The sequence below is a fragment of the Cupriavidus sp. SIMBA_020 genome, assembly GCF_046535395.1.
Classification (GTDB): domain Bacteria; phylum Pseudomonadota; class Gammaproteobacteria; order Burkholderiales; family Burkholderiaceae; genus Cupriavidus; species Cupriavidus campinensis.
The window spans coordinates 148,944-173,973 of the sequence record NZ_JAWRWU010000004.1; the positions used below are offsets into that span (position 1 = coordinate 148,944).

Annotated in this window: 16 protein-coding genes, 6 tRNA genes and 1 other RNA gene; 15 read left to right on the plus strand and 8 right to left on the minus strand. The window is 66.0% G+C overall.

All coding sequences use genetic code 11. The features are described 5' to 3' along the window. Nucleotides 1–145: 145 nt before the first annotated feature. The 5 genes from SB751_RS09900 (at nucleotide 146) to SB751_RS09920 (ending at nucleotide 6,947) form a co-directional block, all read left to right on the plus strand. Nucleotides 146–2,050 carry an extracellular solute-binding protein gene (locus tag SB751_RS09900; protein WP_211943743.1) on the plus strand — a complete coding sequence of 635 codons (1,905 nt, stop codon included), beginning with the start codon at nucleotides 146–148 and terminating at the stop codon, nucleotides 2,048–2,050. Between the two features lie 25 nt (nucleotides 2,051–2,075). After that, nucleotides 2,076–3,125 (plus strand): microcin C ABC transporter permease YejB, encoded by a 1,050-nt coding sequence (locus SB751_RS09905; protein ID WP_092289763.1) that lies wholly within the window; start codon nucleotides 2,076–2,078, stop codon nucleotides 3,123–3,125. Beyond that, the gene (locus SB751_RS09910) at nucleotides 3,122–4,252 is read left to right on the plus strand and encodes an ABC transporter permease (protein ID WP_149135685.1); all 1,131 of its coding nucleotides are present in this window, start codon (nucleotides 3,122–3,124) and stop codon (nucleotides 4,250–4,252) included. The genes SB751_RS09905 and SB751_RS09910 overlap by 4 nt, the downstream gene beginning before the upstream one ends. Nucleotides 4,253–4,308: 56 nt before the next feature. After that, the gene (locus SB751_RS09915; RefSeq protein ID WP_410748057.1) at nucleotides 4,309–5,898 is read left to right on the plus strand and encodes an ABC transporter ATP-binding protein; all 1,590 of its coding nucleotides are present in this window, start codon (nucleotides 4,309–4,311) and stop codon (nucleotides 5,896–5,898) included. A gap of 362 nt (nucleotides 5,899–6,260) precedes the next feature. Continuing rightward, complete coding sequence (locus tag SB751_RS09920) at nucleotides 6,261–6,947, plus strand: C40 family peptidase (protein ID WP_211943741.1); 687 nt, start codon at nucleotides 6,261–6,263, stop codon at nucleotides 6,945–6,947. Nucleotides 6,948–7,120: 173 nt separating this feature from the next. Here SB751_RS09920 and SB751_RS09925 read toward each other — a convergent pair whose 3' ends face one another. Further along, nucleotides 7,121–8,071: a patatin-like phospholipase family protein gene (locus SB751_RS09925; protein WP_149135688.1), complete on the minus strand. Its 951-nt coding sequence runs from the start codon at nucleotides 8,069–8,071 to the stop codon at nucleotides 7,121–7,123. A 193-nt stretch (nucleotides 8,072–8,264) separates the two neighbouring features. Between SB751_RS09925 and gltX the strand changes: the two genes are divergently transcribed. The 7 genes from gltX (at nucleotide 8,265) to SB751_RS09960 (ending at nucleotide 10,775) form a co-directional block, all read left to right on the plus strand. After that, nucleotides 8,265–9,662, plus strand: coding sequence for a glutamate--tRNA ligase (gene gltX / locus SB751_RS09930; protein WP_211943740.1), 1,398 nt, complete (start codon nucleotides 8,265–8,267; stop codon nucleotides 9,660–9,662). Nucleotides 9,663–9,874: 212 nt separating this feature from the next. Next, nucleotides 9,875–9,950 (plus strand) — tRNA-Ala (locus SB751_RS09935). Nucleotides 9,951–9,957: 7 nt separating this feature from the next. Continuing rightward, nucleotides 9,958–10,033: transfer RNA gene (locus SB751_RS09940), tRNA-Glu, on the plus strand. Nucleotides 10,034–10,103: 70 nt separating this feature from the next. Next, nucleotides 10,104–10,180: transfer RNA gene (locus tag SB751_RS09945), tRNA-Asp, on the plus strand. Between the two features lie 190 nt (nucleotides 10,181–10,370). Beyond that, nucleotides 10,371–10,446: transfer RNA gene (locus SB751_RS09950), tRNA-Ala, on the plus strand. Nucleotides 10,447–10,552: 106 nt separating this feature from the next. After that, nucleotides 10,553–10,628 (plus strand) — tRNA-Glu (locus SB751_RS09955). 70 nt (nucleotides 10,629–10,698) lie between these two features. Beyond that, nucleotides 10,699–10,775, plus strand: a tRNA-Asp gene (locus SB751_RS09960). Between the two features lie 81 nt (nucleotides 10,776–10,856). Here SB751_RS09960 and SB751_RS09965 read toward each other — a convergent pair. From SB751_RS09965 to trxA, 6 genes are all read right to left on the minus strand, one after another. Further along, nucleotides 10,857–12,206: an MATE family efflux transporter gene (locus SB751_RS09965; RefSeq protein WP_211943739.1), complete on the minus strand. Its 1,350-nt coding sequence runs from the start codon at nucleotides 12,204–12,206 to the stop codon at nucleotides 10,857–10,859. Between the two features lie 78 nt (nucleotides 12,207–12,284). Continuing rightward, complete coding sequence (locus tag SB751_RS09970; protein ID WP_211943738.1) at nucleotides 12,285–14,069, minus strand: ArnT family glycosyltransferase; 1,785 nt, start codon at nucleotides 14,067–14,069, stop codon at nucleotides 12,285–12,287. A 133-nt stretch (nucleotides 14,070–14,202) separates the two neighbouring features. Further along, nucleotides 14,203–14,463: a type B 50S ribosomal protein L31 gene (locus SB751_RS09975; protein ID WP_149135692.1), complete on the minus strand. Its 261-nt coding sequence runs from the start codon at nucleotides 14,461–14,463 to the stop codon at nucleotides 14,203–14,205. A gap of 190 nt (nucleotides 14,464–14,653) precedes the next feature. Beyond that, nucleotides 14,654–15,511, minus strand: a complete 858-nt coding sequence (locus SB751_RS09980; RefSeq protein WP_211943737.1) for a M90 family metallopeptidase — start codon at nucleotides 15,509–15,511, stop codon at nucleotides 14,654–14,656. A gap of 100 nt (nucleotides 15,512–15,611) precedes the next feature. Next, on the minus strand, nucleotides 15,612–16,874 hold the full coding sequence (rho, locus tag SB751_RS09985; protein WP_092289745.1) for a transcription termination factor Rho: 1,263 nt from the start codon (nucleotides 16,872–16,874) through the stop codon (nucleotides 15,612–15,614). A gap of 187 nt (nucleotides 16,875–17,061) precedes the next feature. Beyond that, complete coding sequence (gene trxA / locus SB751_RS09990) at nucleotides 17,062–17,400, minus strand: thioredoxin TrxA (RefSeq protein ID WP_092289743.1); 339 nt, start codon at nucleotides 17,398–17,400, stop codon at nucleotides 17,062–17,064. 437 nt (nucleotides 17,401–17,837) lie between these two features. Between trxA and SB751_RS09995 the strand changes: the two genes are divergently transcribed. From SB751_RS09995 to SB751_RS10005, 3 genes are all read left to right on the plus strand, one after another. Continuing rightward, a complete protein-coding gene (locus SB751_RS09995; RefSeq protein WP_149135694.1) occupies nucleotides 17,838–18,131 on the plus strand; it encodes a hypothetical protein in 294 nt (97 codons plus the stop codon). Between the two features lie 138 nt (nucleotides 18,132–18,269). Then, complete coding sequence (locus SB751_RS10000; protein ID WP_410748004.1) at nucleotides 18,270–21,212, plus strand: PD-(D/E)XK nuclease family protein; 2,943 nt, start codon at nucleotides 18,270–18,272, stop codon at nucleotides 21,210–21,212. Beyond that, nucleotides 21,209–24,766 (plus strand): UvrD-helicase domain-containing protein, encoded by a 3,558-nt coding sequence (locus SB751_RS10005; RefSeq protein WP_410748005.1) that lies wholly within the window; start codon nucleotides 21,209–21,211, stop codon nucleotides 24,764–24,766. Before SB751_RS10000 ends, SB751_RS10005 begins: the two co-directional genes overlap by 4 nt. Nucleotides 24,767–24,902: 136 nt before the next feature. Here SB751_RS10005 and ffs read toward each other — a convergent pair. Next, nucleotides 24,903–25,001: signal recognition particle sRNA small type (ffs, locus tag SB751_RS10010), an RNA gene on the minus strand. Between the last annotated feature and the right edge of the window lie 29 nt (nucleotides 25,002–25,030).

Sequence of the window (25,030 nt, forward strand, 5' to 3'; positions counted from 1 at the left end):
TAAAGTTCCCCGCAGTTTGTTGCGCCGCGTAGAGGGAATGTCCGGATGGCTGGGAGCCACCCGGACGCATGTAAAATTGTCGCACAACTTCGCCCGGCCACAAGACGCCGGGCATGTCCAGGTCAGAGTGGAGGTCTGCAACGGGATGCCTATTCGCGCACGTTGGCCGCTTCAGGCGGCAGGGCAGTGCTTTCGTGGTGGCGCGTTGCTGCAGAAGGTGCGGGGGCTGGCGCCATTGGCGCTGTGGATGTTCGTACTGGCTTCGGGTTTTCCCGTATTGGCGCATGCCGCGCACGGATTTGCCCTGCACGGCGACCTCAAGTATCCGGCCGATTTCAAGCAATTCGACTACGTCAACCCCGATGCCCCCCAGGGCGGCACGCTGACGCTGGCCAACCCCGACCGACGCACGAGCTTCGACAAATTCAATCCGTTCACGCTCAAGGGCACCGCGGCGCCCGGCTTGAACGCGCTGATGTTCGAGTCGCTGCTGATCAGCAGCGCGGACGAAACCGCCAGCGCCTATGGCCTGCTGGCCGATGACGTTACCGTGGCGCCCGACGCGCTGTCCGTCACCTTCCACATCCGGCCCGAGGCGCGCTTCACCAATGGCGATCCGGTCACGGCCGCGGACGTCAAGTACTCGTACGACATGCTGATGAGCAAGGCGGCCAGCCCTGGCTACCGCAGCATGTGTACCGACGTGAAGGCCGTGGTCGTGACCGGCGAGCGCACCGTGCGCTTCGACTTCAAGCAGCGCAACACGGAATTGCCGCTGATCGTCGGCTCGTTGCCCGTGTTCTCGAAGAAATGGACCGCCAAGGTGCCGTTCGACAAGCTGACCTTCGAGGAACCCATCACCAGCGGCCCCTACGTCATCGAACGCTATGACGCCGGCCGCGGTATCAATTTCAAGCGCAATCCGAGCTATTGGGGCAAGGATCTGGCCGTGCGGCGCGGCACGTTCAACTTCGGTCGCGTGGTCTACCGGCTCTATAAGGACGAGACGGCCAAGCTGGAGGCGTTCAAGGCCGGCGAATTCGATGCCATCGTCGAGTATCGGTCGAAAAACTGGGCGAAAAGCTATGTCGGCACGCACTTTCGCAACGGCGAGCTGATCAAGACCGAGTTCCCGCACCGCAACGGCGCCGGCATGCAGGGTTTCGTGATGAACCTGCGCAAACCGGTGTTCCAGGACGTGCGCGTCCGCCGCGCGCTGATCCTGGCGCTGGACTTCGAATGGCTGAACCGCCAGTTGTTCTATGGCGCGTACAAGCGGCTGGACAGCTGGTTCTCGAACAGCGAGCTGGCCGCCAGCGCCACGTTCGACAGTCGCCCCGGCCCGGGCGAGCTGGCGCTGCTGGAGCCGCTGCGCGCCCAGTTGCCGGCGGAGGTGTTCGGCCTCGATGTGGTGCAACCCACCACCAATGCGCCGCGCTCCCTGCGCGACAACCTGCGCGAAGCCCGCCGCCTGCTGGCCCAGGCCGGCTGGACCTACGAGGACGGCGCGCTGCGCAACGCCAAGCGCGAGCCGCTGGTGTTCGAATTCCTCGATGACGGCGGGGCGATGAGCCGGGTGATCACCACCTATGTGCGCAATCTGGAGAAACTCGGCATCGAGGTGCACCAGCGCACCACCGACTTCGCCCTGTATCAGAAGCGCCTGGAGGATTTCGACTTCGACATGGTGTCGATCCGCTTCCCGGACTCGCAAAGCCCCGGCAACGAGCTGCGCGACCGCTTCACGACCGAGGCCGCGACCACGCCTGGCTCGGACAACCTGTTCGGCGTGAAATCGCCGGCCATCGACAAGCTGGTGGACCACGTGCTGCACGCGCACACCCGAGACGAACTCGTTACGGCGGGCCGTGCGCTGGACCGCGTGCTGATGCACGGGTACTACATCGTGCCGAACTGGTACAGTGCCTCGCATCGCGTGGCCTATCGCAAGACGATGTCCTACCCGACCCGCCTGCCGTACTTCTATACGGCGGAGGGCTGGATCCTCTCCAACTGGTGGCGGAACGATCTGACGCCGAAGACCCAATGACGGCATTGACGGAACCCGGACGCGCATGATTGCCTACCTGCTCAAACGCATCCTGCTGATGATTCCGACCCTGATCGGGGTCATCACGCTGACTTTCGTCGTGATCCAGTTCGTGCCGGGCGGCCCGGTGGAGCAGATGATGCTCGAACTCAAGGGCCGTGGCGGCGGCGGGGAGGCCAGCGGCGGCGGGGCGGAATACCGCGGCCGGCGCGGCGTGGACCCGGACAAGATCAAGGAAATCCAGGCGCTCTACGGCTTTGACAAGCCGCCGATCGAGCGCTATTTCATGATGCTGAAGCGCTTCGCCCAGTTCGACCTGGGCCAGAGCTACTTCCAGCACCGCAGCGTCTGGGAACTGGTGAAGTCGAAACTGCCGGTGTCGATCAGCCTCGGGCTCTGGACGTTTTTTCTGACTTATCTGATATCGGTCCCGCTCGGGATCTCGAAGGCGATCCGGGCGGGCAGTCGTTTCGATGTCATCAGCAGCATGATCGTGCTGGTGGGCTACGCGATACCGGGCTTCGTGCTCGGGGTGCTGCTGCTGGTGCTGTTCGGTGGCGGCACGTTCGTCCAGTGGTTTCCGCTGCGCGGGCTGACCTCTGACAACTGGGACCAGCTCACGCTGATGGGCAAGGTGATGGACTATCTCTGGCACCTGGTGCTGCCGATCACGGCGTCGGTGGTGGGCAGCTTCGCCGTCATCACCATGCTGACCAAGAACGCGTTCCTGGAGGAAATCCGCAAGCAGTACGTGCTGACTGCACGGGCCAAGGGCCTGGCGGAGCGGCGCGTGCTCTGGAAGCACGTGTTCCGCAATGCGTTGATCCCGCTCGTTACCGGCTTTCCGGCGGCGTTCATCGGCGCGTTCTTCACCGGTTCGCTGCTGATCGAGACGCTGTTTTCGCTCGACGGGCTGGGCCTGTTGTCCTATGAAGCCGTGCTGCGCCGCGACTACCCGGTTGTGCTCGGCACGCTCTACCTGTTCACGCTGATCGGGCTCGTCACGCGCCTGATTTCGGATGTCTGCTACGTGATGGTTGACCCGCGCATTCACTTTGAGGGCATGCACCGATGAGCATACTCTCCCACGGCGCGGTGCCCAACGGGCTGCCGCACTCGCCGTCGCCGCGCCAGCGCGCGTGGCAACGCTTTCGTCGCAACCGGCTGGGCTACTGGAGCCTGATCCTGTTCGTGGTGATCTTCGTCCTGAGCCTGTGCGCCGAGGTGCTGTCGAGCGACCGCCCACTGGTGGTGCGCTACAAGGGCGAATACTACTTCCCGATCGTTAAGGTCTACCCGGAAACCACGTTCGACGGCGACTTCCCGACCCGTACCGACTACCTCGATCCCTTTATCCGGGACCGGATCACCACGCATGGCAATTTCGCGATTTTTCCTGTGAATCAGTATTCCTACGATTCGCTGAACTACTTCGCCAAGGAGCCGAATCCGGCGCCGCCGTCGTCCGAGAACTGGCTTGGCACCGACGATCGCGGCCGTGACGTGCTGGCGCGGCTGATCTACGGTTTCCGCGTGTCCGTGCTGTTCGGCATGGCGCTGACGATCATCGGCGTACTGGTCGGCACGCTCACCGGCGCGCTGATGGGCTTCTTCGGCGGGCGTTTCGACCTGTTCTCGCAGCGTGCGATCGAGATCTGGAGCTCGATGCCAGAGCTGTACCTGCTGATCATCTTCGCGTCGATCTTCGAGCCGAGCCTGGCGCTGCTGATCATCCTGCTGTCACTGTTCGGCTGGATGGGGCTGTCCGACTACGTGCGGGCCGAGTTCTACCGCAACCGCTCGCTCGACTATGTGAAGGCAGCACGCGCGCTGGGCCTGTCCAATGTCCAGATCATGTGGCGCCATATCCTGCCGAACAGCCTGACGCCGGTGATTACCTTCCTGCCGTTCCGGATGAGCGCGGCCATCCTGGCGCTGACCAGCCTCGATTTCCTGGGCCTGGGCGTGCCGCCGACGACGCCGAGCCTGGGCGAGCTGCTGGCGCAAGGCAAGGGCAACCTCGATGCCTGGTGGATTTCGCTGTCCACGTTCGCGGTGCTCGTTATCACGCTGCTGCTGCTGACCTTTATGGGCGATGCGCTGCGCGATGCGTTCGATACGCGCCTGGGGTTGGCCCAGCTGCGTGGCCGTGTGGAGCCTAAGGCACCTGCGGGAAGTCCTGCCGCGGAGGCCGTGCAATGAGCCTCGCTGCAACGTTCCCCGATGCCGTGGCCCCGCCGGCGCCCGGTACGCAACTAATGTGTGTGGACCGGCTGTCCGTGACCTTCGGCGAGGGCGAGCACGCCACGCGCGCCGTGCGCGAGGTCAGCTTCGACCTGCGTGCCGGCGAGCGCTACGCGCTGGTCGGTGAATCCGGGTCGGGCAAGACCGTGACCGCGCTGGCCATGCTGCGGCTGGTTGGCGACGCTCACTACCAGGGCGCCATCCGCTTCGAGGGCCAGGACCTGCTGCGCGTGTCCGACCGCGAGATGCGGCGCATCCGCGGGTCCGAGATCGCCATGATTTTCCAGGAGCCGATGACGGCCCTGAACCCGCTTTACACCATCGGCAACCAGATCGTGGAGACGCTGGCGCTGCACGAAGGCCTGGACCGCCGCGCCGCGCGCGACCGTGCCATCGCACTGCTCGAGCGCACCGGCATCAGCGACGCCGCCAACCGGTTCAACAGCTTCCCGCACCAGTTGTCGGGCGGCCAGCGCCAGCGCGCGATGATCGCCATGGCCCTGGCCTGCCGGCCCAAGTTGCTGCTGGCCGACGAGCCGACCACGGCGCTCGACGTGACCATCCGCGCCCAGATCCTGGATCTGCTGCGCGACCTCCAGGCCGAGTTCGGCATGGCGGTGATGCTGATCACCCATGACCTGAACCTGGTGCGTGCGTTCGCGCAGCGCGTGGGGGTAATGGAGAAGGGCGTGCTGGTGGAGTCCGGCGAGACAGCCGAGGTGTTTGCCAATCCGCGCCATCCGTACACGCGCAAGCTGATCGACAGCCGCCCGCGCCGCGAGGTGCTGCCGCTGGTGCCACTGGCCCCGGTGCTGCTGGAGACCGATGCGCTCTGCGTCAGCTATGCCAAGAAGCGCGCCGGGTTTGCCGGCTGGTTCTCGAAGGAGCAGTTCGTGGCCGTGAAGGACGTGAACCTGCAACTGCGCGAGGGCGAGACGGTCGGTATCGTCGGTGAGTCTGGCTCTGGCAAGACCACGCTGGCCCACGCGGTGCTGGCGCTCCAGCGCAAGAGCAGCGGGGCCATCCGCTTCCTGGGGCGTGCGTTCGATGCGTGCACGCACAAGGAGCGCAGTGCGCTGCGGTCGCGCATGCAGGTGGTGTTCCAGGACCCGTTCGGCTCGCTGTCGCCCCGGATGACCATCGAGCAGATCGTCGGGGAGGGCCTCGCCCTGCATCAGCCGGGGCTAGCGCCCGAGGCGATGCGCGAGCGCGTGATCGAGGCCCTGCGCGAGGTGGGGATGGACCGCACGGCGCTGGGCCGCTATCCGCACGAGTTCTCGGGCGGCCAGCGGCAACGTATTGCGATTGCCCGCGTGTTGATCCTGAAGCCGCAGGTGCTGGTGCTCGATGAGCCGACTTCTGCACTTGACGTCTCGATCCAGCAGCAGGTGCTGGCGCTGCTTTCCCAGCTCCAGCACAAGTACAACCTCAGCTATCTGTTCATCAGCCATGATCTTGCAGTGATCCGTGCGATGGCGCACCGCGTGGTCGTGATGAAAAACGGTGAAGTGGTGGAGGCCGGTGAGACGGAAACGGTACTCGGTGCACCGCAGCATCCGTATACGCGCAAGCTGATGGCGGCCGCGCAGTTGGGGGCCCTCTGAGTGATGTGCGGCGCAGCAGGCATGCCGCACTAACATGACAGCGGGATGTATCACATCGCCGTTATGCGGAATACGAGAAAAAAGATACGTTTTTCACGCTAGCTCATTGATTTGGCTGCGATTTCGGGCGAATTTGTAACCATCTTTGACACGACAATGACAGTCATTTAACATCCCGCGATGGCTATTTTTGGGGGTGGTCTGTCGGTCGCATGCTGACCTTTGGGAAGGTCAATCACGCATCCGGATCGTGCACCGTGCGCTGGCATATGTCTTGCGTACATACCGCCCTGATGTCTAGCGTTTGTCCGGCAATGATGTCTGACATGCCGGTCAGATAAATCCGATTATCAGGAGAACCAATGCAACGAACGGTACTTCATTCCCTGGCGCGCGCCGCTATTGGAATTGCCATTGCATGCGGTGCGACTGTGTCGAATGGAGTGCTGGCGGATACGGTGTTCAAGGACCCGGACGCCCGGATCGATGCCCGCGCGGAACTGAGCGCGGATGCCCATCCGGAAGGCAAGCGTGGCTTGCTGTCGTCGGTGATGAACTCCACCAGCAACGTTGCCAGCAAGGCTGGCGACCTGGTCATGAACGCGCTGGGCCTGATTGGCGTGCGTTACCGCTTCGGCGGTAACAGCCCCGAATCCGGCCTGGACTGCAGCGGCTTTGTCCGCTACGTGTTCAACGACACCTTCGGCTTCGTGTTGCCGCGTCGCTCTGTCGAAATCAGCAAGGTTGGCACCACTGTGGCGGTCAACGAACTGCGTCCGGGTGACCTGGTGTTCTTCAATACCATGCGTCATACGTTCTCGCACGTCGGCATCTATATTGGCGACAACAAGTTCGTGCACGCGCCGTCCACCGGCAGCAAGATCCGGGTGGACGACATGCGCGCCAGCTACTGGGTGACGCGCTACAACGGCGCACGACGCATCGACGATGCCCAGCGCGGCGAAGCCGACAACGGCATGGGCAGCATGGTCGAGACGCTCAAGCGCTTCGACCCAGCCGCCCAGGGCCGCTCGCTGTACGGCGGCTGACCCGGCTGCTCGCCAGACAAAAAAAGGACTGCCTCGGCAGTCCTTTTTTATCGGCTTGAACAGTACAAATAAGACAAATACCCCACTAAAGGGTGACATGATCCGTCACGTGAGGTGACACGAATTGTCACGAAGCAAGCCGATGTCGTGACAAGGATTGTCGATTTACCCCACTATTGGGTGGCAACGGTCCCGGTCGGGAGTGGGCGCGTACGGGCGAGGGCCAACTTGTCGCGCAGGCTTGCCAGCACCGCCGCCGTAGCTTGCTCGCCGGCCAGGATCGCGCGGTTGCGCGCTGTGAAATCGCTGCCGCTCATGTCCGGCAGGTCGGGGCGGATCACAATGTCCGCACGCGCCAGCGCCATCTTGTTGATCGACTGACCCATGATGGCCGTGGTTTGCAGCAGCACGCCGCTCTGGCCGCCATTCTTCTGGCTCGACGGATCGGCCGAGATATTCACCGCGATCACGAACTCGGCGCCCATCTCGCGCGCCGCATCCACCGGCACCGGCTCCACCAGCCCGCCATCGACATAGTCATGGCCCTGGATCGACACCGGCTGGAACACGCCCGGCACGCTGCTGGACGCGCGCACGGCCTGGCCCGTATTGCCGCGCCGGAACAGGATCCGCTCGCCGGTCTTGAGGTCGGTGGCGACGATGCCCAGCGGCAGCTTCATCTGTTCGATGGGGCGCTGCTTGACCAGCCGGTTGACGTAGTTCTGGAGCGCCTCGCCCTTGAGCCAGCCGCCGAACTTGGTGCCGAACGGCAGCGCCCAGTCGGCGATGGCCGCTTCGTCCATGGTCAGGGCGAGCTTGTTCAGCGTGAAGCCATCCATGCCGGATGCGTAAAGGGCGGCCACCACCGACCCGGCACTCGTGCCAGTGACGATATCGGCATGGATGCCCTGCGCCTCCAGCGCCTTGATCACGCCAATATGCGCAAAGCCGCGCGCGGCACCGCCGCCCAGCGCCAGGCCGATGCGTACCGGGCGCGGTGGCAGCGTGGCCACCGGCGGCGTGACAACGGGCTGGCTCGGCAGGGTGGGGGTCGGCTTCGGGCCGGTAGAGCAGGCCGCCAGCAGCATCGCCGCGGAGGCGCCCAGGAAATGGCGTCGTTTCATCGAGGAACGGGAATCTACTGGAAGTGATGCCGGCGCCGTGCGCGGTAGCATCCGTGGCTTCAGACCGCTGGCAGGATAAATGATTCCTGCCGGCGCGTAGCGAAAAAGCGGCGGCGGGCAGGGCGTATAATGCGCCATTCCTCGAATCTGGCCTGCGCGCCGCCATGCGCGGGCCTTTTTGTTTCACTCCGCCATGACACAACGCGTCCGCACCCGCTTCGCGCCGAGCCCGACCGGGTTCATCCACCTCGGCAACATCCGCTCCGCGCTTTATCCCTGGGCCTTCGCCCGCCGCATGAAGGGCGATTTCATCCTGCGCATCGAGGATACCGATGTCGAGCGGTCGTCCCAGGAGGCGGTCGACGTGATTCTGGAGTCCATGGCCTGGCTCGACATGGATATCGACGAAGGTCCGTTCTACCAGATGCAGCGCATGGACCGCTACCGCGCGGTGGTGCAGCAGATGCTGGAGACCGGCCTCGCGTACCACTGCTACATGAGCACCGAGGAACTGGACGCGCTGCGCGAGGCCCAGCGCGCCGCCGGCGAGAAGCCGCGCTACAACGGCTTCTGGCGCCCCGAGCCCGGCAAGGTCCTGCCCGAGCCGCCGGCCGGCGTGCAGCCCGTGGTGCGCTTCAAGAATCCGATCGGCGGCAGCGTGGTCTGGGAAGACGCCGTGAAGGGTCGCATCGAGATCTCGAACGACGAGCTGGACGACCTGGTGATCGCCCGCCCGGACGGCACGCCCACGTACAACTTCTGCGTCGTGGTGGATGACCTCGACATGAAGATCACCCACGTGATCCGCGGCGATGACCACGTCAACAACACGCCGCGCCAGATCAACATCATCCGCGCGATGGGGGGCCACGTGCCGGTCTACGCGCACCTGCCGACCGTGCTGAACGAGCAGGGCGAGAAGATGAGCAAGCGCCATGGCGCGATGCCCGTGACCGGCTACCGCGACGAAGGTTACCTGCCCGAGGCGGTGCTGAACTACCTCGCGCGACTGGGCTGGGCGCATGGCGATGCCGAGATCTTCTCGCGCGAGCAGTTCATCGAGTGGTTCGATCTGGAACACCTGGGCAAGTCGCCGGCGCAGTACAACCCGGAAAAGCTGGCCTGGCTCAACAACCACTACATCAAGGTCGGCGACAACGCCCGCCTGGCCGAGCTGACGCGCCCGTTCATCGAGGCGCTGGGCGGGAAGGTGGAAGGCGCGAGCCTGGTCGACGTGATTGCGCTGGTCAAGGACCGCGCCAATACGCTGAAGGAAGTGGCCCAGACCGCGATGCTGTTCTATCGTGGCGAGCCGCAGCCGGACGCCGCGCTGCGCGCCGAGCACCTGACCGACGAGATCCGCCCGGCGCTGCAGGCGCTGGCCACGCAACTGGCCGCACTGCCCGAGTGGAAGCGCGAGGCCATCAACGCCACCTTCAAGGCCGTGCTGGGCGAGTTCGGCCTGAAGATGCCGAAGCTGGCCATGCCGGTGCGCCTGCTGGTGGCGGGGCAGTTGCAGACGCCGAGCATCGACGCGGTGCTGGAGCTGTTCGGCCGCGATACGGTGCTGCGCCGCCTGGCGGCTGCCTGAGAAAAGTGCGGAAAAATCTCGGCAGGGGCTTGCGCTCCGGCCGGGAATTCAGCATAATTTCGTTCTCCCTGCCGCGCGGCAAAAACTGCGCGGATCGATCGAAAGACCGAAAAAAGGGACTTGCAAAGCGGTTGGGTTGCTATATAATCTCGGCTTCGCCGGAAACGTAGTAAATCCCGCGGCAGCAAGAAGCAGTAAATGACAGTAACATTGGGGCTATAGCTCAGCTGGGAGAGCGCTTGCATGGCATGCAAGAGGTCAGCGGTTCGATCCCGCTTAGCTCCACCAAGTTTCTGTCCCCTTCGTCTAGAGGCCTAGGACATCACCCTTTCACGGTGAGTACAGGGGTTCGAATCCCCTAGGGGACGCCAAAAAAAGCAGGGCGTAATCAAACGCCCGGCTAGTCGTCCGAAGCAACAGCTTCGCGCGGCACACCAACACGGAGCGGTAGTTCAGTTGGTTAGAATACCGGCCTGTCACGCCGGGGGTCGCGGGTTCGAGTCCCGTCCGCTCCGCCAAAACTGAGCCCGCTTGGGTAAAACCAAGCGGGTTTTTCTTTGGGTGAGAGGTTGATTATCTGATAATCGCCTCGCGGTTTTCAGCGAAAGCAAATGCCATGCGGCAGTTGCGCTTCGAAAGAAAATCGTAATATAATCGCGGCTTCGCTGAAACGCGATTATGCAGTACCGGTAGCAATAGCAGTACCACGGGGCTATAGCTCAGCTGGGAGAGCGCTTGCATGGCATGCAAGAGGTCAGCGGTTCGATCCCGCTTAGCTCCACCAAGGATTTTCGAGGCACCGACCCAGCAAAAAAGGTGCTTCAGTGGCTGAAAAGTCTGTTATAGTTACGGACTTCGCAGCGCAGACGGAAACGTTGCAACAAGTTTCTGTCCCCTTCGTCTAGAGGCCTAGGACATCACCCTTTCACGGTGAGTACAGGGGTTCGAATCCCCTAGGGGACGCCAAAAAAAGCAGGGCGTAATCAAACGTTCAGCTAGTCGTCCGAAGCAATAGCTTCGCACGGCACACCAACACGGAGCGGTAGTTCAGTTGGTTAGAATACCGGCCTGTCACGCCGGGGGTCGCGGGTTCGAGTCCCGTCCGCTCCGCCAATATTAAAAATGCCTGCGCAAGCAGGCATTTTTTTTGTCCGTCGATTCGCTTATTTCACCGCGTGGCCCGCCTGAACATAATCATGCAGGTTTGCTCACCCGCATGAAATACCGTACCAGCAGCGTGCCGGCCACGGCCAGGCTGATACTGTTGCCGAACCAGAAACCGGCGGCGCCGCGTGTCCATTCGGGCAGCGCGTCGATCAGGCCGAATCCCATCACATACCCGCTACCCAGCCCCACGCCCCACAGCGATCCCGCGTAGATCAACGTCGGAATCAGGGCGATCTTGTACGCGCGCAGGATGAAAGCGGTCATGACCTGCACCGCGTCGAACGCTTGATAGAACGCCACGAACAGCATCAACGGCAGCGCCTTGGCCACGACGGTGGGATCCTTGGCGTAGGCCTGCAGCAGCGGTTCGCGGAGCAGCCACAGCAGGGCGCCCGTCAGCAGTGCCAGCCCGGCCCCGAAGCGGATGCCGCGCCAGGCCAGCCGGCGCGCCCCCGCCAGGTCACGCGCGCCAATCGACTGCGCTACTAGCGTGGACGTCGCAATCGCCAGCGAGAGCGGCATCATGTACGCCACCGCGCTCAGATTGGCGATGATCTGATGCCCGGCCAGCGTCTCCGTGCCCAGTCGCGTGATGAAGATCGACATCAGCGTGAACGACGTGATTTCGATCAGATAGGTCAGACCCATCGGCACACCCAGCCGCAGCAGCGGGCGGATCTTGCTCCAGCTCGGCCATTCCCAGCCGGCAAAAAGCGCAAGCGGCCGGTAGGCGGCGCCGGTTCGCAGGATCATCAGGCCGGCGATGCACCAGGTCCAGCTGATCAGCGTGGAGGCCAGCGCGCAGCCCGGGCCGCCCATCGGCGCCAGCCCCAGCCCCCCATGGATGAACCATGCGTTGAGCGGCACTTTCATCGCCAACCCGGCGATCTGGAGCACCGTGACCATGATTGGCCGTGACAGCGCGTTGTTCAGCGCCATGTAAATGCGGAAGCCCAGCGCAGCCGGCAGGCCGAACGCCACGATATGAAGATAGTGCGAGGCCTTCTCGACCAGCTCGGGCGGCGCTTTGGCAAACGTGAGCAGCGGCCCGGGGAACAGCAGCAACAGCATGCCCGGCACGGCCAGCGCCACGCCCAGCCACGCGGCCTGGCGCACTTCGCTGCCGATCTCGGCAGTGCGGCCCGCGCCATAGAGTTGGCCGGCGATGGGCGCCAGCGCCTGAAGCACGCCCATCAGGCTGATATAGATGGTGATGTAGATGGAGCCGCCCAGGCCCACGGCGGCGAGGTCGGTGGCGGAGGCGCGTCCGGCCATCACCGTATCGATGACGCCGAAGGCCACCACGGCGAGTTGTCCGACCAGGACGGGCGCGGCGAGGTGGAGGATGCGGCGAATGTCTTGCAGCGCGCTGCTCATTGTTCTTGTCGGAAAGCGTGGCGCGCCGGCTCCGTCGTGAGTCCGGCGCGTGGGGGCGAGGGGCGTCCGGCGCGGGGGTTACGGCTGGCGCGGCAGGCGGCGCGGCAGCGTGGGCCGGGGCGGCGCAGCGCGGCCGACATCAACCAGCCGGTACATGCGGAAGCGCTCGTCCCGGTCCGCAGGCCGGCGGCCTTCCCAGACCAGCCGCCATTCGAAGTGCGAAATGTTGCCGGGCGGGCCGTAGTCCACCTGGTCGTGGCGCAGCAGCACGTCGCAGCCGTCATCGGGGCCGCCAAAGCGGATATGGCCGTAATACGAGAACGACGCCAGTTGCGCATTCCCCATGCGGATCGGCTGCACACAGGTGTAGGTCGACGGCAGTGCCATCGAGGCGGCCTGCGCCACATCGCGATAGGTCTTGGCGTAGTTGATGGCAGGCAGCCACAGCGTCATCGCCATTACCCACATCAGCGTCGTGCCGGCGGCCGAGATCACCACCGGGCGCCAGATCTGCTTGGGCGCGCGCGACAGGCGCCAGCGCACCACCAGCACCCAGGCCAGCGTCACCGCCAGCGCGATGACCACCGCGCTCCAGGTGAACGAGTGCTGGAAGCCCGGAATCAGCCGGTACACGTTGTTGGCGATCTTGGGCGGGAAACCGGTCGTGCGGGCGATCCACATGAACCACAGGAAGCCGCAGAAGATCGTGAAGAACAGCAGGGCGAACCAGTCGATCGCATTGATCACGCCGCGTGCCAGCGTGGGCAGCGCGAACGCGGCCAGCACGGCCATCGGCGGCAGCAACAGGATGAACTGCACATCGCCGGGGCTGCGTTGCAGCACCAGCAGCAGGAGCAGTGCTGTCAGCATCGACAGTGGCAGCGCCACGTGGGCCGCGCGCCGCATGCCACGCCACGACAGCCACGCCCAGACGGCCACCGGCCAGACCGGCCACGCGAACAGGAACAAATTTCGTGCGATGAAGCCGGCCGCGGCCAGCGACGGTCCACCATAAGTACGACGGTCGTAGCGGGCCCACTCGCGGATGAAGGTGACAGCCTCGTCGCGGTCGGCCGCGCCCAGATACACCACAGCCATCCACACCGCGACGATGGCCAGCGCCAGCGGCAGGCCAGTCGCCGTCAGCCACTTCGCGGGTAGCGGGCGGCAGGCCACGACGGCCAGGGCCGTGGCCACCAGCAACGCGGCGGCCAGGATCGGCCCGCTGGCCAGGCACAGTGCGCCCAGCCCCACGCCGTACCAGAGGCTGCCCTGCACGGGCTTGTCCAGGCTGCGCACCAGCCCGTACAGCATGAAGGCGATAAAGCAGACCTGGCCGACCTGCGCCGTGGTCTCGTGCCCACGCATCGCCAGGCCCACGCATGCCAGGAACAGCAGCAGCGCGCCATCGGCCAGCGCGCGGCCATAGGACCGCGCATCGGGCTGGCCGCCGAAGGCGAACGCGAACGGCTGCACTTCGTCACGCCGGCCGAGCAAATAGGTGGAATACCAGATGAAGGCGCAGGTGCCGAAGTAGAACAGCGCCGTGGCCAGCCGCGACGCGTCCGGCGCGCCGAGCCAGCCGCCAAACAGCCGGATCATGATGCCGCCGAGCCAGAACACGAGCGGGCCGTCCTCACTGAACGGCCGGCCGGCGATGTTCGGCATCAGCCAATCCTGCGTGCCGCCCGTGGCAAGCTGCCACATCACGCCGAAGCCCGCGGCATCCTCGTTCTTCCACGGGTCGCGGCCGAACAGGCCGGCCAGCCCGTAGATGATGCAGATGGCCAGCAGCAGGGCGCGCGGCAGCGCGCCGGTGGCGGCGGCGGTCAGGTGGACGGGAGAGGTCTTGGCTTGACTCATCGGCGGTGAAATCGTGGACAGCAACAATCGGCTGCACAAAAGCAAAGAGGCAGCCGATGCTGCCTCTTTGTCAGGTCGCGCGCGGCGGGAGCATCTGTTCCCTCGTGCGCGGCATGCTCGCGGCTCCGCGAGATTACTTCTTCATCGTGCTCAGCTTGCTGCCGAACTTCTGACGGAACTTCTCGACGCGGCCGGCCGTGTCCATGATCTTCTGGGTGCCGGTGTAGAACGGGTGCGATTCCGACGACACTTCGATCTTGGCCAGCGGGTAGGTCTTGCCTTCGTGTTCGATCGTATCCTTGGTCTGGATCGTCGAGCGGGTCACGAACTTGAAGTCGTTCGACACGTCGTGGAACAGGACTTCGCGGTAATTCGGGTGAATGCCTTCTTTCATGGTGCTTCCTTTCAGGTTGGGTAGCCAGTCCGCTCATGTCTGCCGCGTGCGTGCATCGGATGACGAATGCTTGCGACGAGCGAACCACTTGCCGATAACGGGCAAACCGGGATTATGCCAGAAAAACAAGCGCTTGGACAACAATCGACGCGTCGTCATAGCCGGTTCGCCGGTCGCTGATAAGTGACTTTTACAGCATTTTTCCAGCCGGATCCTGACGATAAAACGTGACCAGTGCTTCGTATAGCGTAGACCAATGCCGGTGCAGGCCCTCGGGCTCAACGAAAAATGCCTCGGACGCCACCGCGAAGAACTCGCTGGGCGCCTCGCAGCCGTAAGGGTCGATCACCCGCAGCCGGGGCGGCAGCCGTTCGGGATGGTCCCAGGCGCTGTCCGGCACCGCCTCGCAGGCATCGGCGAAGACATCGTATTGGCTCAGGAACGCCTCCGCCCACTGATCGGCATCGACGCCCGGATGCAGTACGCGCGAGAAAGGTGGCACGCCGTCGGGCTCGCCGTCGAGCATATCGAGCTTGTGAGCGAACTCGTGGATCACCACGTTGTAGGTGTCCGCCGGCAGCGCATGGTCGGAATCGAGCCCCGCGCCGGGCGTGCTCACGTCCTGCCAGGACAGGATGACGGGGCCACGCTCCCACGCCTCGCCGCTCGCTTCCTCTTCCACGCCGTGCACCAGCCCGATCTCGTCCTCCACGGTGCGCCGGATCAGGAATTCGCCCGGATACAGCACGATGCCATGCCAGCCGCGATACCACTCGATACCGAGCTTGAGGATCGGCACGCAGGCTTGCACGGCCACGCTGACCACCATCTCGTCGGTCAGCGGCAGGTCGTGCGCGGTCGAATATTCCTTGCCGGCGATGAACAGCGTGGCCAGCTCGCGCAGCGCGGCCTGGTCCTCGGCGCCGTAGCGCTGCACATAGGGCAGGGCGGCCACGGTACGCGTCCAGAGGTCGTCCGGAATGGCGTAGTGCTCAAGCTTGCGGGCGCGTGAGCGCGAGCGCAGGTAGCTGGTCAGTTTGCCGAACATGGTCGGAGAGTGGTCGCGTGGTTCGTCGGATCGGTTGGCAGAGACAAAAAAGGCGCACCCAAGGGTACGCCTTTCCTGCCTGATGCACTACCGGGGCGGGTCAGCCGCCGCGGCGCATCATGTCGAAGAACTCCGCGTTGTTCTTCGTCGGCTTCATCTTGTCGAGGATGAACTCCATCGCCTGCACTTCGTCCATGTCGGAGATGAACTTGCGCAGGATCCAGATCTTCTGGAGGATTTCCGGCTTGATCAGCAGTTCCTCGCGGCGCGTGCCCGACTTGTTCAGGTTGATGGCCGGGTAGACACGGCGCTCGGCCAGGCGGCGCTCGAGGTGCACTTCCATGTTGCCGGTGCCCTTGAACTCTTCGTAGATCACGTCGTCCATGCGGCTGCCGGTTTCGATCAGCGCGGTGGCGATGATGGTCAGCGAACCGCCTTCTTCCAGGTTACGCGCGGCGCCGAAGAAGCGCTTCGGGCGTTGCAGCGCGTTGGCGTCCACACCGCCGGTCAGCACCTTGCCGGAGGCCGGCACCACGGTGTTGTAGGCGCGTGCCAGACGGGTGATGGAGTCCAGCAGGATCACCACGTCGCGCTTCAGTTCCACCAGGCGCTTGGCCTTCTCGATGACCATTTCGGCCACCTGCACGTGACGGATGGCCGGTTCGTCGAAGGTCGACGCCACCACCTCGCCGCGCACCGAGCGCATCATTTCGGTCACTTCTTCCGGGCGCTCATCGATCAGCAGCACGAACAGGTCCGCTTCCGGATGGTTGTTCGCAATGGCGTGGGCGATGTGCTGGAGCATCACGGTCTTGCCGGACTTCGGCGAGGCCACCAGCAGCGCGCGCTGGCCACGGCCGATCGGGGCGATCATGTCGATCACGCGGCCGGTGATGTTCTCTTCGGCGCGGATGTCACGTTCGAGCTGGAGCGGCCGGTTCGGATGCAGCGGCGTCAGGTTCTCAAACATGATGCGGTTCTTCACCGCCTCGGGCGCCTGTCCATTGACCTTGTCCACCTTGACCAGCGCGAAGTAGCGCTCGCCGTCCTTCGGGGTCCGCACTTCACCTTCGATCGAATCGCCGGTATGGAGATTGAAGCGGCGGATCTGCGAAGGGCTGATGTAGATGTCGTCCGTGCTGGCCAGGTACGAGGTTTCCGGCGAGCGGAGGAAGCCGAAGCCGTCGGGGAGGACTTCCAGCGTGCCGTCTCCGTAGATGGTTTCGCCCATCTTGGCGCGCTTCTTCAGGATCGCAAACATCAGTTCCTGTTTGCGCATCCGCTGTGCATTGTCGATCTCGAGCGTTGCCGCCATTTCGAGAAGCGCAGACACGTGAAGCGATTTGAGTTCTGTCAGGTGCATAGACGAGGGGTACAGAAGTGGCCCGGACGGGCGAGACCAAAGGGAAGGGGGAAAGAATGAGCGAACGCTCGGGGAAGTTGTTGGTGGCATCTTAGCACAATCCGGCCGGCGCGCCAGGGCTGGCGCACGCGAAGCCGGATCATGCAGTGCCGCAGCCAGCCATGCCGGGCAGGCCGCGGGGTCTGGCTCAGGCCAGGGCCGGGACGTTGTTCTTCAGGAACGCAGTCAGGTCCGACTTGGACAGGGCGCCAACCTTCTGGGCGACAACCTTGCCTTCCTTGAACAGGATCAGCGTGGGAATGCCACGGATGCCGAACTTGGCCGGCACCTGCTGGTTCTCATCCACATTGATCTTGGCGATCTGCACCTTGTCGCCGAAATCGCGCGCCACTTCGTCCAGGATCGGGGCGATCATCTTGCACGGACCGCACCACTCGGCCCAGAAGTCCAGCAGGACGGGCTTGTCGGACTGGAGGACGTCGGCGTCGAACGATGCGTCGCTCACATACTTGATTTGTTCGCTCATGGCGTGAAACCTCTGGGGCTCAGTTGATGTTGAAGGCTGACCGCTACCTTACACGAGAATCCGGCAATCGGTTTGCGATGGCACCGAAGGCAGGCAGGTCAGGCGGGCCGTGCCGTTGATGCCGATATGTTACCAGCTTGGCGAATTTCAATACCCCCTCGGAACGGGGTGCCGGCAGGGCCTGGGACAGGTGCAATTGTGCCCCCGCGCAGTAATACCTGCTCAACATTGTGTTAATCACGGCAAGAGAATCGCTCAATCGGCATCGGGTTATCCAGTACTCAAATGGATTATCTTTGGGCCCGGGAATTCCCCAGATCCGGATGTCCGGGATGATCTGAGAAGCACTTTGAGAATCCTCCCCATGCCGACGGCCCGGCCGCGCGCGTAGAATGACAGGGAATGCCAACCCCGCAGGCACCACAAGGCCACCGACCATGACTGCCGATCCCCGCAAGCCCGATCCCGCCGACGATCTGCCCGACACGCCGCCAGCCTCGGGCGCGCCGGACGTGGATCACCTGAGCGACGCCCTGGCGCACCTGAACAGCGCGGTGGAAACCAACAGCATTGCCACGGGCGCGGCCCGCGGGCTGGTCTACAGCGTGATGGAGACGCTCGGCACGCTGATTGGCGACCCGGACCTGCCCGAGCATGCCCGCTCCGGCTACGAAGGGCTGCTCGAAACCGCCCGCGAGTTGCGCGCGCGGCTGGAGCGCGGTGATCACTGAGCCGCGCCCGCCCGGGCTGCCGGGTGGCCCCGGCCAACGCCATCGTATTTCCCTGACTGACCACGCCGTGCCGCCCTGGCGCGCCACGGCCCCGTGCTCCCATTTGCGCCTGACCCCACGTGGCCTGGCGCGCCATCCATGACCCGGCTTTCGTTTTCTCCCGGCCCCGCCTTCCTTGAGCAGGCCGCCACCGCGACGTGGTATTTCCTTGACCATTGCGGGCCGGCCGCCGCCGGCGCGCATGTGGTCGTGCCCACGGCGGCGCAGATTCCGGGCGTCCGGCTGGCGCTCGACGCCGCCGCGCGCGCCGCCGGCACGCCCCGGCTGCTGCCGCGCGTGCTGACGCTGGGCCACTGGCTGCTGGACCTGCCGCCGGACCTGGAGGCCGAGCCCAAGCCGGTGCGCAGCCACGCGGCGCGCCTGCTGGCGGTGCAGCAGGCCATCCGCGAACAGGACTGGCTGCGCCGCGCGTTCGGCGCCCAGACCGAAGGCGCCGCCTGGGGCCTGGCGCAGACGCTGTTGTCGATCAGCGATGAACTGAGCGCGCGCTGGCTGGAGGACGCCGCCGTCCGCGACGATGACGATATCGATGGCGATGATCGTGCCGCGCTGCTCCAGGGCGCGTTGCAGCGCACTTACGCGCACCTGTCGGAACGATTTCTCGGCCAGGAGGCACAGATCGTACTGGCGTTCTGGCAGATGCTGTCCGGCCCGGACGATCCGCTGCCGGCACGGCGCCGCGCCTTGCAGCGGCTGGCGCAGCAGGTGGCCGGCCCCGTGGTGTGGATCGGCCCGACGCCGCCCGAGCCCGTCGAGGCCCGTTTCCTGGCCCAGGCAGCCGAGCAGGTGCCGACGCTCGAAGTGGGCTACGACTGGTCCGGCGGCGCGCACGATGCCGAGGCCAAGCCTGACTGGTACGGCACGCTACTGGCACTGTGGCCCGAGGCGCGGCGCATCGAACCCATGGCCGAGGAGGGCGAATCTGACGAGTCAGACGAGTCAGACGAATCCCCGGCCCGTCCGTCGCCGATGGCGTTGCCTGACCAGCTCCCCGAACCACGCCCGCGCATCCGTGTGGTCGGCAGCGCGCGCTTCGAGGACGAGGCCACCGCCGCTGCCGACCAGCTCGTGCAATGGCTGAACGAAGGCCGCCGCCACGTGGCGTTGGTCGCGCATGACCGCGTGGTGGCCCGCCGGGCCCGCGCGCTGCTGGCCCGCGCCGGTGCGCCGGTGCGCGACGAAACCGGCTGGAAGCTCTCCACCACCCGGGCGGCCGCGGCGCTGATGCGCTGGTTCGACGTCCTGGCGCGCGATGGCGACACCGCCGCGCTGCTCGACCTGCTCAAGAGCCCGTTCTGCCTGCCCGGGTTTGCCCACCGCGGCGGCGCCATCGCGCTGATGGAGCGCCAGATTCGCCGCGAAGCCATTACCGGCGGCTGGGCGCGCCTGCGTCATCTGTTTGCCGAGCGGCGCGCCAACGCCACGCTGGTCGATGCCGAGACGATGGATGCCGACGAGGCCCAGCAAGCCACCCGCGCCGGCGCGCGCGCGTTGATCGCCACGGTGGCCGACGAGGCCGCCGCGTGGCCGCGCGGCCTGGCGCAGAAGCCGCTGACGGTCTGGCTGGCACGGCTCGACGCCACGCTGGACGCGCTCGATATGCGCGCGCCCCTCGCCGCCGACGATGCCGGCCGGCAGATGCTCGACGCGCTCGCGCGGCTGGCCGAGCTGCCCGACGACGAGACCGGCGCCCATGCCACGCTGAGCCAGCAGGAATTCCGCGCGATGCTGTCCGCCTTGCTCGAATCGGTGGCGTACAAGGAGCCGTCCGCGCAGAGTTCGTCCCGCATCACCATCCTGCCGCTGAACGGCGCGCGCATGCGGCGTTTCGACGGCGTGGTGATCGTCGGCTGCGACGATGCGCAACTGCCGTCCAGTGCCGCCGAACTGATGTTCTTCTCGAACCAGATGCGCCGCGAGCTGGCGCTGGAAGACCGCGAGGCCCGCTTCGCCCAGCAGGCGCGCGATCTGGCCGAAGTGCTATTGAATAACGATGATGTGGTGATGACCTGGCAGCGCTTCGGCGGCCGGGGCGAGCCGCGCCATGTATCGGGCTGGATCGAGCGGTTGTCGGCGTGCTGCGCGCGCGCCGGGGCGCCCATCGAGGCCAGCATTGCCCCGCGCCTGCACGACACCTTCGCGCAGCCCGGCTATATGCCGGTGCCGTCCGCGCCCGAGCGCGTGCCGGCTCGCTGGAGCGCGCAGGCGTACAACATGCTGCGGCGCTGCCCGTACCAGTTCTTTGCCGCGCGCATGCTCGGGCTGGCCGGGCTGGAGGCGGTGAACGACGACCTCGAGAAGCGCGATATCGGCAATCTGCTACACCGCGTGCTGCTGCAATACCATGCCGAAATCGCCGAGGCCGACGAACAGGACACCGGGCGGCGGCTGGCCCGGCTGCGCCAGATTTCCGACACCGTGTTCGGCGCGCTGATGGCCGAGGACGGCAACGCCATCGGCTACTACCGCCGCTGGCTGGAGGTGCTGCCGTCCTATATCGACTGGCAGGCCGCGCGCGAGGCCGAGGGCTGGCTGTGGCGCGCCGGCGAATTCGATGTGAGCGTGGATGTGGCGATGCCGGACGGGCTGCCGCTGCGGCTGGCGGGCCGCATCGACCGGCTCGACAAGGGCCCGGATGGCGCCCACGCGGTGCTCGACTACAAGACCCAGCCGGCCAGCCGCCTGCGCCGCAAGGCCGGCGATGCCGAGGAAGACTGCCAGCTACCGTTCTACGGCCTGCTGCGCGCCGATGCGGTGGCGGGAAGCTGGGTCTCGCTGGAAGGCGTGAAGCACGGCGGCAAGGATAGCGCCGCTGCCGCGCAGCGCGAGGTGGAGTTGCCCGACTTCCAGGCCGCCGTCACGTGGCTGGAGCGCCAGTTGCGCCACGACGTGGGTCGCCTGCGCGCCGGTGCCCGGCTACCGGCCTTCGGCGACGCTGCCGCCTGTACCTATTGCGAAGCCCGGGGCCTGTGCCGCAAGGGCTTCTGGGAATCCACCGCCTTGCCTGATCTGCAGTCATGACCGACGTCCACGCCTACCTTCGCGATGGCCACCCCATCGAAGAGGCCGATTTCACGCGCGCCGCCTGCGACCCCGCCCGCTCGGTGGTGGTGGAGGCGTGCGCCGGCAGCGGCAAGACGTGGCTGCTGGTAGCGCGGCTGGTGCGCTTGCTGCTGGCCGGTGCCGCCCCGCACGAGATTCTGGCCATCACCTTCACGCGCAAGGCCGCCGAGGAGATGCGCGAGCGCCTGCTGGAGGTGCTGTCGCAACTGGCCAGCGGTACCGATGCCGAGGTGCTGGGCGCGCTGACCATGCGCGGCCTGACCCCGGACGCCGCCCGGGCCGCGCTGCCGCGTGCGCGCGGGCTGCACGCGAAGGTGCTCGCCTCGCCCGGGCGCATGGCTATCGACACCTTCCACGGCTGGTTCGGCACGCTGCTGCGCGGTGCGCCCCTGGCCTCCGGCATCGTGCCGGGCGCGTCGCTGCGGGAAGACGCCCTGCGCATGAAGCGTGAAGCCTGGGCGCCGTTCTGGCGCGCGCTGGCCCAGCCCCAATACGCCGAACTGCGCGCATCGTACGAACAACTGGTCGATGCCATCGGCGACTTCCAGGCGCGCAGCCTGCTGGACCGTATGTTCCACGCGCGCAGCGAATGGTTTGCGATGCGCGAGGCCGGCGACCCGGCGGCGATGCTCGCGGAACAACTCGGCGACGATGCCACCACGGACGTGCTGGTAGAGGCGCTCGGCGAGGACGAATGGCTCGACGACTGCGCGGCCCTCGCGAAACTGCTAGGGCAGGGCGGCAAGACCGAGCACGGCCATGCCGCCCGGATGATCGACGGCCTGACCGCCGTCCGCACCTGGCGCGAGGCGGGCCGCGCGCCCGGCGACGCCGCCGCGCAAGCCTTCCACAGCCTGCGCGCGGCGTTCTTCACGGCGGCGGGGGAGCCGCGGGCGATGCGTCGCACGACGGCGCTGGTCAAGGCCGCGGGCGGCGAGTCCGCCGTGGACGATCTGCTAGCCCGCCATGCCGAACACTGCGCCCGGCTCGACGAGATTGCCGCGCGCCGCTGCGAGGCCGCCGTGCTGGCCATCAACCTTGCGCTGTACCGGCTTGGCGATGCCTTGCTCGAGCGCTACCAGCGCTACAAGAACGACCAGCGCGCGATGGATTTCGCGGATCTCGAATGGCTGGCGGCCAGGCTGATGGCCGACGAGGAGACCGCCACCTACTTGCAGGTGCGGCTGGACGCGCGCTACAAGCACCTGCTGCTCGACGAGTTCCAGGACACCAATCCGCTCCAGTGGCGGATCCTGCAAGGCTGGCTGGCCGGCTACCAGGGCCTTGGCGAGAAGCCGACCGTGTTCCTGGTGGGCGATCCCAAGCAGTCGATCTACCGTTTCCGTCGCGCCGACGCCCGCCTGTTCGGCGCGGCGAGCGCCATGCTGCAGGCCGATTTCGGCGCCACCGTGCTGCGGACCAATCGCACGCGGCGCAACCGTCCCGAGGTGCTGGACTGGGTCAACGCCGTGTTCGACCATGCGCGCGCCGAGGGTCGTTATCCGCTGTATGAAACCCAGACCACGGCCCTGCGCGAGCCCGGCGGGCCGGTCTGGCTGCTGCCGCTGGTCGAGGAACCGGCCGATGAAGGGCTGGAAGCCGAGCCGCCGTCCGACGCCCCGACCCACCGCGACACGCTGACCCAGCCGCGCACACGGCAGGGCGATTCCCTGCGCTACGAGGAAGGCCGGCGCGTGGCCGCCTGGCTGCACCATGTGCGCGACCACGTGCCCGTCCGGGAAGGCGATACCACGCGGCCTGCCAGCTGGCGGGACATGCACCTGCTGGTGCGCCGCAAGACCCATCTGGCCGACTACGAACGCGCGCTGCGCGAGGCCGGCATTCCGTGCCTGAGCCCGCGCCGGGGCGGCCTGCTGGCCACGCTGGAGGCGCTCGACATCTCCGCGCTGCTCGCCTTCCTGATGACGCCGGAGTCCGACCTCGACCTCGCGCACGTGCTCAAGAGCCCGCTGGTGGGCGCCACTGACGATGACCTGCTGCTGCTGGCCGGCCTGGAAGGCGAGGGCGGCTGGTGGGCGCGCATCCACGCGGCGGGCGTACCGCCTGAATGTACCGACGCGCTGCGCGGCGGTGTGGCTCGGCTGCGCGCCTGGCTCGCGCTGGCGCCGCAGCGGCCCGTGCATGACCTGATCGACCATATCTATGATGCGGGCGAGGTGCGCCGGCGCTACGCCGAGGCCGCGCCGGCCGCCATCCGCGAGCAGGTGCTGGCCAATCTCGACGCCTTCCTGAAGCTGTCGCTGGACCTCGATGGCGGCCGTTATCCGAGCTTGCCGAAGTTCATCGACGAATTGCAGGAGATTCGGCGCGGCGACGAGGATGAGAGCCCCGACGAGGGCGGCATGGGTGAAGGCGTGGGGGACGGCGAGGCGGAGCCGGAAGATGGCGGCGAAAGCCAGCTTGATGCCGTGCATATCCTGACCGTTCACGCCGCGAAGGGCCTGGAGGCGCCGTTCGTGGTGCTGCTCGACGCGAACCACAGTGACCCGGCGGCGGATCGTGGCGGCATTCTGGTGGACTGGCCGCCGGAGTCGCCGGTGCCCCGGCATTTCTCGGCCTACGGCAAGCGCAGCGAGCGCGGTCGGGCCCGCCAGCCCCTGTTCGAAGCCGAGGCGGCGCTGGCCGAGCGCGAAAACTGGAATCTGCTCTATGTGGCGATGACGCGCGCCCAGCAGGGTTTGCTGGTCAGCGGCGTGAAGGGCCGTGCGAGCAAGGCCGAGAAAGAGGGCGCGGCGGCCGAGATCGCTGGTAGCTGGTACGTAAGGCTGGCGGCGGCGGGCGTGGGCGAGGCGGTGGATGGCTACCCGGAGACCGAGGCCGCGCCGGGCGACGCCGCCCTGACGCCGGTGAGCGAGCGCGTGCGTTACGCGGACTTCCGCCTGCGCTATCGCGACGCAGCGCCAGTCCCGCAACTCGACGAGTCTGACGAGGAAGATCAGGAAGAAGCGGTGGTGTTCGACGCCGCCGCAGCGGCCCACGGTGAACTGGTCCACGCCTTGCTGGAGCGGGTGACGCGCTATCCGGAAGCCTTCGGCGCCTTGCCGGACGTGCCCACGGTCATGCGCTGGTTCCCGCTGGCCGGCGCGGGTGCCCCGCAGGCGCGCGAACGCTGGCAGGCCCAGGCCGAAGCGGCCGTGGCCGATGTGCGCACGATGCTGACCGCGCCGGCGCTGCGCCCACTGTTCTTCCCCGAAGCGGCGCTATCGTCGCGCAACGAGGTGGAACTGTACGACGCGCGTGGGCGGCTGCTGCGGATCGACCGCCTCGTGGAATTCGCCGACCGCGTGGTCGTGATCGACTACAAACTGCGCTTGCTGCCGCAGGAACATGCCGCCTATGGCGCCCAACTCGCGCGCTACGTGGCGGCAGTAGGGCCAATGTTCCCCGGCAAGCGGATCGAGGCCGGCGTGGCAACGGCGGCCGGGGAATGGATCGACGCGGGCAGCCTGCGGGCGCCGGTGCCGGCGATGCAGCAGGGATCGTTGTTCTGAGCGATTGGGGGCGCATGCCCCCAATCGCAAAATGGGAGCAGAATAGGCGGCGTTGCAGAAATACGCGGGGAGTGTGTGACGTGTAACGCGAACGGTTACGAAGATGTGCCGCGAAGGAACGCAGCAAAAGAATATGGGGGACGAGCCTGACCCTCGGCACTGATGGAAAACGGCTGTGGCTGCTTCGTTCCCGACCTGACCAGGTTGACCGCGCCACCATGCGAGGAGGCCCGTCCGACCGGCATTGTATCGCAACCGGCCGGC

Bases quoted from the DNA above. Each gene is read 5' to 3' on its own strand.
- SB751_RS10005 (WP_410748005.1), top strand. From the start codon at position 21,209: ATGACCGACGTCCACGCCTACCTTCGCGATGGCCACCCCATCGAAGAG.
- SB751_RS09975 (WP_149135692.1), bottom strand. From the start codon at position 14,463: ATGAAAGAAGGCATTCACCCGAATTACCGCGAAGTCCTGTTCCACGAC.
- trxA (WP_092289743.1), bottom strand. From the start codon at position 17,400: ATGAGCGAACAAATCAAGTATGTGAGCGACGCATCGTTCGACGCCGAC.
- SB751_RS09925 (WP_149135688.1), bottom strand. From the start codon at position 8,071: ATGAAACGACGCCATTTCCTGGGCGCCTCCGCGGCGATGCTGCTGGCG.
- SB751_RS09900 (WP_211943743.1), top strand. From the start codon at position 146: ATGCCTATTCGCGCACGTTGGCCGCTTCAGGCGGCAGGGCAGTGCTTT.
- SB751_RS10000 (WP_410748004.1), top strand. From the start codon at position 18,270: ATGACCCGGCTTTCGTTTTCTCCCGGCCCCGCCTTCCTTGAGCAGGCC.
- SB751_RS09970 (WP_211943738.1), bottom strand. From the start codon at position 14,069: ATGAGTCAAGCCAAGACCTCTCCCGTCCACCTGACCGCCGCCGCCACC.
- gltX (WP_211943740.1), top strand. From the start codon at position 8,265: ATGACACAACGCGTCCGCACCCGCTTCGCGCCGAGCCCGACCGGGTTC.
- SB751_RS09905 (WP_092289763.1), top strand. From the start codon at position 2,076: ATGATTGCCTACCTGCTCAAACGCATCCTGCTGATGATTCCGACCCTG.
- SB751_RS09920 (WP_211943741.1), top strand. From the start codon at position 6,261: ATGCAACGAACGGTACTTCATTCCCTGGCGCGCGCCGCTATTGGAATT.
- SB751_RS09915 (WP_410748057.1), top strand. From the start codon at position 4,309: ATGTGTGTGGACCGGCTGTCCGTGACCTTCGGCGAGGGCGAGCACGCC.
- SB751_RS09965 (WP_211943739.1), bottom strand. From the start codon at position 12,206: ATGAGCAGCGCGCTGCAAGACATTCGCCGCATCCTCCACCTCGCCGCG.
- SB751_RS09910 (WP_149135685.1), top strand. From the start codon at position 3,122: ATGAGCATACTCTCCCACGGCGCGGTGCCCAACGGGCTGCCGCACTCG.
- SB751_RS09980 (WP_211943737.1), bottom strand. From the start codon at position 15,511: ATGTTCGGCAAACTGACCAGCTACCTGCGCTCGCGCTCACGCGCCCGC.
- SB751_RS09995 (WP_149135694.1), top strand. From the start codon at position 17,838: ATGACTGCCGATCCCCGCAAGCCCGATCCCGCCGACGATCTGCCCGAC.
- rho (WP_092289745.1), bottom strand. From the start codon at position 16,874: ATGCACCTGACAGAACTCAAATCGCTTCACGTGTCTGCGCTTCTCGAA.